The 9,251-nt window shown below is 70.5% G+C and carries 9 protein-coding genes; all 9 read right to left on the bottom strand.

The genetic code is table 11. The annotated features are described in order from the left end of the window. Positions 1-621 (bottom strand): restriction endonuclease (locus SSOG_RS47465; protein WP_009721260.1); only part of this gene is annotated, 621 nt, incomplete at its 3' end. A gap of 36 nt (positions 622-657) precedes the next feature. Then, positions 658-1,170: a hypothetical protein gene (locus tag SSOG_RS46345; protein ID WP_009721259.1), complete on the bottom strand. Its 513-nt coding sequence runs from the start codon at positions 1,168-1,170 to the stop codon at positions 658-660. Between the two features lie 26 nt (positions 1,171-1,196). Continuing rightward, on the bottom strand, positions 1,197-3,509 hold the full coding sequence (locus tag SSOG_RS57310; RefSeq protein ID WP_039942968.1) for a hypothetical protein: 2,313 nt from the start codon (positions 3,507-3,509) through the stop codon (positions 1,197-1,199). Positions 3,510-3,549: 40 nt separating this feature from the next. Beyond that, positions 3,550-4,050, bottom strand: coding sequence for a hypothetical protein (locus tag SSOG_RS46335; RefSeq protein WP_009721257.1), 501 nt, complete (start codon positions 4,048-4,050; stop codon positions 3,550-3,552). 14 nt (positions 4,051-4,064) lie between these two features. Further along, complete coding sequence (locus tag SSOG_RS53000; RefSeq protein WP_009721256.1) at positions 4,065-6,278, bottom strand: hypothetical protein; 2,214 nt, start codon at positions 6,276-6,278, stop codon at positions 4,065-4,067. Between the two features lie 121 nt (positions 6,279-6,399). Then, entirely contained in the window at positions 6,400-6,627 is a 228-nt protein-coding gene (locus SSOG_RS46320) for a hypothetical protein (RefSeq protein WP_009721185.1), read from the bottom strand. Positions 6,628-7,207: 580 nt separating this feature from the next. Next, a complete protein-coding gene (locus SSOG_RS46310; RefSeq protein ID WP_009721254.1) occupies positions 7,208-7,429 on the bottom strand; it encodes a hypothetical protein in 222 nt (73 codons plus the stop codon). A gap of 26 nt (positions 7,430-7,455) precedes the next feature. Then, entirely contained in the window at positions 7,456-8,970 is a 1,515-nt protein-coding gene (locus tag SSOG_RS46305) for a DUF2637 domain-containing protein (protein ID WP_106516746.1), read from the bottom strand. 88 nt (positions 8,971-9,058) lie between these two features. Next, positions 9,059-9,251: hypothetical protein (locus tag SSOG_RS55260; RefSeq protein WP_208867581.1), on the bottom strand; the 193-nt coding region annotated here is incomplete at its 5' end.

The raw sequence follows: 9,251 nt of genomic DNA, 5'->3' as shown, positions 1-9,251 counted from the left end.
CGGCGGGCGCCCGCCCGCGGCCCAGTCGGCGAGGGCCGGTCCGTCGACCAGGACGAGGGGCCGGGCCAGGAGGACGTTGGTCTCCAGGGCGGCGTGCGTGAACGAGCTGGTGGTGACGATGACCGCGAGGACGCAGTGGTGGATGTCGCGGTAGGTCCCGTTCGTCTTCTGCACGTCCTCGCTGCTGACGTTCTTCGGCGGCGCGTAGCGCTTGCATTGGATGAGGATGTGGCGGCCGTCGTGGAGGTGGACGAGGACGTCGAGGCCGCGGTCGTTGGATCCGCCCTGCGGGATGGCGTCGCGCACCCCGGGGTCACGGCGGGCGAGACGGGCGATCGCGTGCTCGAAGTCGTCAGGGTCCATGGCCCGGTAGGCGGCGAGGCTGCGGCTGGTGGCGCGGCGGGGGCGGGGCAGGGTGACGAGGAGCTGGCGCCGGGCCCGGGGGTCGAGGCGGCGGAGGAGGACCGCGGCGGCAACACCGGCCAGGGCCAGCACCGCGGCGATGACCGCGGTCTGGACGGGCCAGGTCTTGGCGGAGATGTAGAGGGCGAAGAGGACGAGCGACCAGCCGGTGAGGCCGAGGTGTAAGCGGCCGGTGCGGCGTCGGGCTGTGCGGGTCATGGGTTCCCCCGAGGTGTGAGTTGGTGGATGGAGTGGTCAGCGGGGCAGTTCGTTGCGGGTGGTGGCCCAGACGCCGCGGGTCTGGGTGTTGACGCTGCGGTGGTCCTGGTAGACGGGGGCGTTGTAGTGGTGGTGGTGCTCGGTCGGGGTGGCCTCGACGGCCTGCTTGACGCCCTTCATGAGTCGGCTGAGAGCGATGGCGAGGGTGGGCGGGGCGGCACAGATGAAGGCGATGACCAGCGGGTTGGCGTGGCCGGAGGCCCAGAGGGTTCCGGTGGCGGCCGTGCCAAGGGCGAAGATGGGGAGGCTGCTGGCCTTCATCAGGCCGCTGATGTCGGCCGCCTTCTGGCTCATGGGGGGCTGCCCGGGCTGGGCCACGGGCGGGGTGGGACCGATGGCGGGGAGCGGGCTGTGGTCGCGGTAGGAGGTGGGGCCGTGGTAGACGGCGTCGACAGCGGCCGCGACCTCGGCGGCCTTGCGGAGGACTTCGGGGGTGGGCTGCCCAGCCGGGGTGGCGGTGGGCTGCTGGGGCTCGGGCAGACGGTTCACGGGTGGGGGTCTCCTGTCGGGGTGGGTTACTGGGTGAGCTGGTAGACGCCGCGGCTGACGACGGTGACGAGTCCGTCGATGTTGTGGAGTTCGCCCATGGCGTTGTTGACGCTGCCTGCGGCGAACTCGTCGGCGAGGCGCTTTCGGACGTCCTTGAGGGCCATGGGGCCGTTGGCGAGGACGTCGAGGATGCGGTCCTTGATGCTGCTGGCGGAGGGCTGGTCGTCGTCCTCGTCGTCTCCGAGGAACGCGGACTGCTCCTTGACGACGCCCTGGTGTGCGTCCACGGCCTCCTGGATGCCCTCCTCGCCCTCTCCGGCGAGGAGCGCTTCGGCGAAGGCGAGCCAGCGCTGGTACGACACGCCGAAGACGATGACTTCCTGCTCGGTCAGCCACGGGATGTCGTGGCTTTCCATGAGGTCGATGAGGTGCGGGTAGGTCTTGTTCTCCTTGCGGGCGAACCAGGTGCGGTTCGTGAAGAGGCTGCCGCCGTTGATGATGTTGGCCATTCCGGCGGTGATGGGCCCGTGCTGGGCTTCCTTGCCTTCGAAGGCGGCGTTGATGGCGCTGCCTTCGCCGGTGCCGAAGTAGCGCGGGATGGGGGCGATTTCGACGCCGGGGGGCAGGACGCCGTCGCGGGCCATGTGCTGGGTGGTGCTGCTGTTGGTGCGGCCGAGCCAGACGGTGCCGTTCTTGGCGTTGGCGCGAATCCGGTCTTTGTCGCCTAGGTCGGCGAGGTGGATGGACTGGGCGGCGAAGCGGATGCCGAGACCGAGCTTGCGGCCGGTGGACTGGGTGTCGCCGACCAGTCCGGTGACCCACTTGCGGAAGGGGCGGGGGACGGTGGCGTCGGCGGACAGGATGCGGTTCAGCTCGTCGAGGGTGACGTTGACGAGCGGCCACGGGTTACCGATCTCGAAGGATCCCCAGCCGTTCTCGGCGCTGACGGATTCGCGGTATTTGCCGAGGTCGACGGCTGCGGCGAGGGTCGCGGCGGTGGCGGCGATGCCCTTGCCGAAGTGGAAGACGCGGCCGTCGACTTCCGGGAGGCTCATGCCGTCCTGGGCGTCGGCGACGATGGAGACGATGCCGCTGATGCGTTCGGCGGCGATGACGTGGAGCAGGGTGACGGACTTGCCGGCGCCGGGTGCGCCGACGAAGAGGTCGGTGATGGCGCCCATCTGCGGGTCGTAGAGGGGGATGCGTCCGATGCGGCCGTCGGGCTGCTGGCCGAGGGCGATGGTGCCGTCGGGGGCCATGGTGAGGTCGGCGGCGGTGGCTTCGCGGACGTTCAGCAGGGGGTGGGTCCTGTAGAGGGAGATGAGGCCGTCGCCGAGGCCGTCGGTTTCGACCATGACGAGGCTGGTGTCTTTGTAGTCGAAGGCTCGTGCGATCTTCTTCTGGTTGAGCTGGATGAGCTGGTCGTCGGGTGCGGTGACACGGAGGGCGATGCGGTTGGGTTCGGTTCGGTAGTCGGCGAGGATCATGCCGGGGGCGGCGCCCTTGGGGTGGGAGACTTTCGCGTTCCACAGGCGGTGCATGGGGTCGTCGTCGGCCTGGGCGCGGCGGGCGAGGGCGGTGGGGGCGGCGATGAGGTGCTTCCGGCCGGGTCCGGAGTTCGGGATGGGTTCGAGGACGACGCTGCCGGGCGGGAAGTCGAAGACGGCGGCGAGGGCGGTGGGGTTGAGGTCGGGGACGGCTTCGCCTGCTTCGGCGACGACGATGCCGTGGAAGTCGGGCAGGCCGTGCTGGTAGCGGGTGACGTGGGTGAGGCGGGTGGTGCCGGTCGCTCGGGCGGCGGCCCATCGGTAGGCGCGGTCTTCTTCGTAGGTGGTGGGGGCGAGCTGGAGGGCTTTCGGCTGGGTGGCTGCGTCCGTAGAGGCCGCGGGCGGGGTGGGCAGCTGGCGGGCACGGCTGACGGGAGCGGTGGCGGTCATGGTCAGGCCCCAGCCGATCGCGTCGGCGATCTCCCACCACGGGGTTCCGGGGTTGAAGCAAGTTGGTGAAGTAAGAGGCTGGCGCCGTGAGAGGGGCAGTGTGCGCTGCAGGTCTTGATGAAGGCGTGCCAGCCGTGCTCTGCCTTGGCCCTTCCGCCACAGCCAGGCGAGCGACCCGGCCGCGGCGGTGGCGGCGGCGAGGTGGGACTGCCACAGGGTCTCGGACTGGGGGGTGATGGTGATGCCGAGGGTGGCGGCGCCGTAGACGGCGCGTTCGAGCTTCACCCGGCGGTGAATGGACCGGGCGTGTTCGTAGCGGGCTGACCGGCCGAGTTCATAGCGGGCTGCCTGTTCGGTCCAGACGGTCCCGAAGGCGTGTGCGGTGATCGGTTCGGTGGTCACGGGGGTGTCCTCCTTCGCTGGATGAGGGGCGGCGGGCGGGTTATCGGACGGCGCTGAAGCCGGGCAGGGGCTGCGCGTAGGGGCTGGCCTGGCGGACTTCGTAGATGCCGCGGTATTCGGCCTCGTGGGCGTCGCGGACTCCACGGGCGTTGGCTTCCATGTCGTCGGCGGCCTGGGCGAGTTCGCCGGAGGACTCGGCGACCCGTTCGAAGGCGGTGGCGACCTCGAAGGTCTGGGCCTGGAAGCGGGTGTCGGCGCCAGCCTGGTTGAGGTGTTCGGCCAGGCGGCGGGCGCGGGCCGCGTCGTTGTGCATGCGGGCCTTCAGCAGGTGCAGCTGCTCCTTGAGGAGGGCCGCGGCGGCGGCGAGGGCCATGATGCGCGCGGCGAGGGTGACGAAGTTGAGGATGCCGTGGATGGCGCGGGACCAGGTGGGCCGGTCGGGCTTTCCGCCGCTTGCGGGTACGGGGGCGTTGTCGCCGACGTGCTCGATTTCGGCGCCAGTCTGTACGGCAGTGGGCTCGATCGCGTTGCTGTCGCTCACCGTCTGCTCCTTGCTCAGGTTTGGTTGTGGATGGGCGCGGACGGGGTGGACAGGCCGGCGTCGGCGGTGGCGGTGCTGTAGGGCCGGTAGGCGTCGTTGAGGTCGTTGTCCGCGGCCTCGGCCATCTCGGCTGCGGCGAGGGAGGAGTCCTGCATTTCCTCGGCCATGCGGGCGACGAGGTCCATGGACTCGGCGATGCGGGCCATGGCGCGGGAGAACCGGGGGCCGATGAGGTTGTGGTTGGTGGCGAGGTCTTCGGCGAACGCGGTGAGGGTGTCGCGGAGTTTGATGGCCCGGTTGGCGAGCTTGTGGGCTTGGTCGTGGGTTTTGAACCCGTCGTCTTTGAAGTCGCCGTAGTCGTCGAGGGCGTCGTCGAGGCTGATTTCGGTGGCGTGCTGGTCGTCCATGCGGTGGCCGCCGGGGGCCTGCGCGGGGAGGTGTGCGGCCATCGTTCGGGCCTCCGGGGTGCGGGTGGATGAGCTGGGGCTGGGGGCTGGGGGCATAGGGCGGGGTCGGCGGGTGCCGGGGCGGGCCGTGTGTGGGGCGGGCGCCGGGTCGAGGGCTGCGGGCCCGGTAGCGGGGAGGGCGGGGGTGCCGGTGGTGATCGCGGCTGGTTCCCACCGCTTGGCCTGGGCTCCGGGGTAGTCCTCGCGCTCGACGGTCCAGGTAGCACCGCCTGTGGAGCGGCCGACGTTCTCGAAGGGGCTGCGCCGTTCACTGCGGGACCAGCCAGTGCCAGGGCCAGGGGCGCCGGTGGTGCCGCCAGCGTTGGGGGCGTCCTTCGCGGCCCACTGGTCGTGGAGCTTGCGGGCGCGGTCGCGGGCCCGCTGCCACCGGCTTCCGTTGCTCGACTTCGCGCCCGCGCCCTTGTCCTTCTTCGCCCTGGGCTTCCGGGTCTTGTCGCTGTTCGGCGTGTCGGTGGCGTCGACCCTCCAGACCGGAGGCTTCCGGCGGTTCTTGCCCCGGTTCTTCCACCGGCCGCTGGCGGCGGTCTTCGTGTCGTGCTTCAGGGCGTCCCACAGCTTCGACATGTCGGGCCCGTCGTCGGTCTCCTTCTTGTCCGTGCGGTCCTTGCCGGACGTCTTCTTGGGCGCGACGTCGCCGCGGCCGCCGGTCAGCTTGCTCTTCGGGCCCTTCTTCGGCGACTTGGAGTCGTTGGACCACAGGGCTGGGGTGTCGAGGTTCTTGCGGCGCTTGTCCAGGCGCCGGTCAGCTGCCTTGTGGGTGCTGTCCTTCAGCGCTTCGGGGAGCCGGGTCCGGTTGTCCCGCTGGGCGTTCTTCTGGTGCTTCTTCAGGTTGTGGCCGGCGCCCTGGGACCCGCGGTGGGGCGCTTTGGGGGTCTTGTTCTTGCGGTGGCCGCCGGTGTGGTTCTTCCCGGAGCCGCCACCCGTGCCGCTGCTGTGGTGGCCGCGGTTGCCGCTCGCCTTGCGGTTGCGGTCCTGGCGACGGTGCTTGGAGGGAGAGTCCCCGCCGTGCCCGCCGCCGGAGCGGCCCTTGGAGCCCTTGTCAGAGCCCTTCGAGCCACCGCCCGGACCGCCAGCCCCACCGGGGCCTTTACCGCCCCCAGACGGGCCTCCACCGGCCTTTCCGCCCTTGTTCTTCTTCCCCTTGCCGCCGAGGTTGTCGAGGAGGCCGCGGCCGTACTCGTGACCGGGCTGGACCTTCCGACGCTTCCCTCCCCCACCACCAGCCCCGGCGCCGCCCGAACCACTGCCGGTGCTGCCCGTGCCGCTGCTCCCCTTCCCCTTGCCGCCGCCGCTGCCTCCGCCGGAGGCGAGGGAGGCGACCGTCTGCTCGGCACGCTGCTGCCGCTCCTTGCGGCGCTCCCTCCACGTGGTGGCGGCGGTGTGGATGCCGCGCAGGGCAGCGACGGCGACGGCGAGGATCGCGGCGAGAGACAGGGCCCCGAGGCGGGGGCCGATCGGGTCCTGACCGCCGTCCGGGGCCGCGGGCGCAGCGGGGTCGTTGCGGAAGGTGGCGGGCACCAGGTCGAAGTCCCCGGCGGCCGCGGGGGCGGTGACGACGGGTTCGGTCAGGCCCGGGTCACGGAGGGCGGCGATGGCGTCCAGGGGGCCGCGTCGTACCGGGTCGCTGCTGCCGGTGTCGGGCGTGGTGCTGGGGGCGGCGGGGGGCGTGACGGCCGGGCTGTCGGGCGTCGCCGCAGGGGTCGTGGTGGGGGTGAGGTTGAACCCGATACGCGGGAAGCTGATCACGTTGTTGTCGGTCATTGCGCCTCCTCTCGGGGTTGACAGTGGGTAGTCGGATCGGGCACCCTCGCGCGTGCGCGTTGCGCGTGCGCCTTGGGCCGTTCATCACCTCGTTTTCGGCGGGTGATGATGATGAATACGGTCACTGCGTGTGAGCCCGGTAGAAGTCGTTGAGATGCGACGCCAGGCCGTTCGCGACGCTCGGATCGCCGCTTTCCAGCGCGTCCTTCGCGAGCTTCCGGCACACGTTCGTCCAGAACGTGATGAGGTACATCGGCCCCTTCTCCGCGGCCTTCGCCTGCGCTGCGTTGTAGTGCTCGGCCTGGTTCGCGAGCCGCGCCTGCGCCGCCTTCGCCTGGGCCGCGTTCACATGGCCTCCTTGCCGAAGAAGTCACCGATCGACGGCAGCGCCTGGCCGCCGCCAGGACCGGCGGTGGTGAAGTTGTGCGGCAGCGGGTCAACGAACTGCGGCACCTGCTGCTGAACCCCGCTGACCTGCGGAATCTCCTGCGGCGGGCGCCGTTCAGGCTGTCCGTGGACTTCTGGAGGGACTTCGCGACGAACTGGCCGGCGGTGAGGGCGCGCTTCTGGCGGCGGTCCTCCTTCCGGGCCGCGGCCAGTTCCCGGCGCTGCGGCAGTTCCACGACCTCGTTCACGTAGGCGCCGTGCAGGGCCTCGGCGGCAGCCGCGGCCTTCTTCGACGCCTTCTCCATACGCCTGACCTGCCGCGACACCTTCCGCGCGCGGAAGCGGGCGGAGAACCGGCCGTCGCCGTCGATGGTCTGCTGCTCCAGGCGGGACTTGATGATGTCGCCGAGCTGCCCGTACTGGCGGGCGTCCTCCATGTGCTGGTCCCGGAAGGCACTGGTGGTCTCCCGCATCCCGGCCTCGGTGAAAATCTCGTTGATGTCCATGGTCTTGGTCTCCGGTCTCAGGCGGTCTTCTGCTGGTCAGATGGTTGTGCGGGTCGAATCCAGGTGCCGCTTGAAGATTCGCCTGGTCCGGGCCGCGAAGCGGGTGCGGCGTTCGGTGCGGCCGGCGAGGAGCTGCGGTTCGTCGATACGGTCCTCGCTGGCGACCGGTGCGGGGCTGCTGGCGGTCTGCGGGATACGAGGCCGGGCGAGCGGGTCGTACTCGGGGCCGAAGACGATCGGGTCGGCGGGCTTGTCCATGGGTCTCTGGTCTCCTGGTCTCGGTCTCAGGCGGTCTTCGCGGACTTCGGGTTCTGGGCGTCGGCGTACAGCTGCTGGGCGGTCTTCAGCCGGTCGTACGCGGTGGTCTGCTTCAGGTCGAAGTCGGCCATCACGTCCTCGAGGGACACGCACTTCGGGTCGTTCGCTTCGACCATGCGGGCGAGGAGTGCTTCGACTTCGGCTTGCCGCTTCCCCCGCTGGGGCGCGATCGGTCGGGGAGTCGGACCTGAAGTGGAAGCCGAACCTGAAGTGCCGGAGCGCTTCGCGTCCGAACCTGAAGCGGAGTCCGAAGCTGAAGCCGAAGCTTCGGAAGCTCGAGCGGCGATGCGCTGGGCCCGCTCCAGGGCGTCCTGCTGGCGGCGGCGCTCAGCCTCGGCTGCGGCCTGCTGCTGGGCGTGACGTGCCGCTTCGGCCTGAAGCCGGACCTGCTCGGCGGCGCGCTGCTGGCGCTTCAGTTCGGCTTCGGCTTCGGCGTCCTGCTCGGCGCGGGCGATGGCCGCGAGCTTCGCTTCGGTTTCGGCTGCGAGCAGCCGGGCGGCTTCGGTGTCCTCGCGCTGCTTCGCTTCGACTTCGAGTCGGGCCGCTTCGGATGCGACTTCGGCTCGCCGTTTCGCTTCGGCTTCGGCTGCTTCGGCTTCGGCGAGTTCGGCGCGCCGCTTCGCTTCGACTTCGGCTTTCCGTAGTTCGGCTTGGTGCTTCGCTTCGGCTTCGGCTTCGGTCTTCGCTCGGGTTTCGGCGTCTCGCTTCGCCTGGTCTTCGGCGAGCTTCTGCGCCTCCTTCTCGGGGAGGGCGATGGCGTCCTGGATGCTCATGCCGTCGCGGGCGAGCCGGAGGACGAGGAGCTGATCGGCCTTGGCCTTGCGGCGCCACAGCCGCCCGTGGTCCTTGCGGAGCTTGCCGATGTAGATGCGGCGCTCCCGCTCTAGATCGATGACCTGGTCCCAGCTGCGGATGCCCCACAGGCGCTGGCGGCGCCACAGGATGAAGGTGCCGACCGGGTTGAGGAACCAGCGCGAAGCGGGCGGGCCTTCGATGTGCTTGTCGGCGACGATCTCGGCGATGCGGCCGACAGCGTGCCGGGCGGCTTCGACGGCGATGACGAAGAGGACGGGGATGACGCCGTGCATGCTGACGCCGACGGGGTCGGGCCAGGAGACGACGGCGTTGAAGGCGATGGTGGCGGCGGTGAGGCCCCAGGCGGTGTAGCGGAGGAGGGGGTAGGGGATGCGGCGCCAGGTGAGGAGGAGGTCGAGGGCGAGGAAGGCGATGATTCCGGCGTCGACGGCGATGGGGAAGGCGTGGGCGAACTGGCCGAAGCCCTTGGCGATGGCGAGTTTGGTGACGGCGGTGTAGGAGCCGATGAAGCCGAGGGTGGCGATGGTGAGGACGGCGCCGGTGACGATGCCGATGAGGGTTTTCTGGGTGGGGGTGAGGGGCTGGTTGACGGTCCCGGCCGCGGGTGTGGTCGGCCGGTCCCCTTCGGGGGTGTTGGTCGGCTCCGGGGCCGGGGTGGGGGTCACGGGGATCGGATCCTTCCTGGGTGGTGGCGGGGTGGTCAGGCGGAAAGGTGGTGGGCGCCCGGGTCGGCCCGGGCGCCGCGGGCGACGGTCAGCCGAGTCGCCGGTACAGGCTGTTCCTGTAGTCGAACGGGGCCTTCTCGGCGGCTTCGCGCGCGGTCTTGATGGCCTGCCTTCGCTCGTCAGTCATGTGATGGATCCCGGCCTTCCCCTCGCTGTAGCAGAGGTAGCTGAGGTCTCGGTCTGCTTTGCGTGACGCTTCGATGGCCTGCTTCTCGGCGTCG

This window comes from Streptomyces himastatinicus ATCC 53653 (assembly GCF_000158915.1).
GTDB classification, from domain to species: Bacteria; Actinomycetota; Actinomycetes; order Streptomycetales; family Streptomycetaceae; genus Streptomyces; species Streptomyces himastatinicus.
Note: the sequence above shows the minus strand (reverse complement) of the source record. Positions and strands in the feature narration are given on the sequence as shown.

Excerpts from the sequence above, each read along its gene's own strand:
- SSOG_RS46310 (WP_009721254.1), bottom strand. The coding sequence starts at position 7,429 with ATGGACAAGCCCGCCGACCCGATCGTCTTCGGCCCCGAGTACGACCCG.
- SSOG_RS53000 (WP_009721256.1), bottom strand. The coding sequence starts at position 6,278 with ATGACCGACAACAACGTGATCAGCTTCCCGCGTATCGGGTTCAACCTC.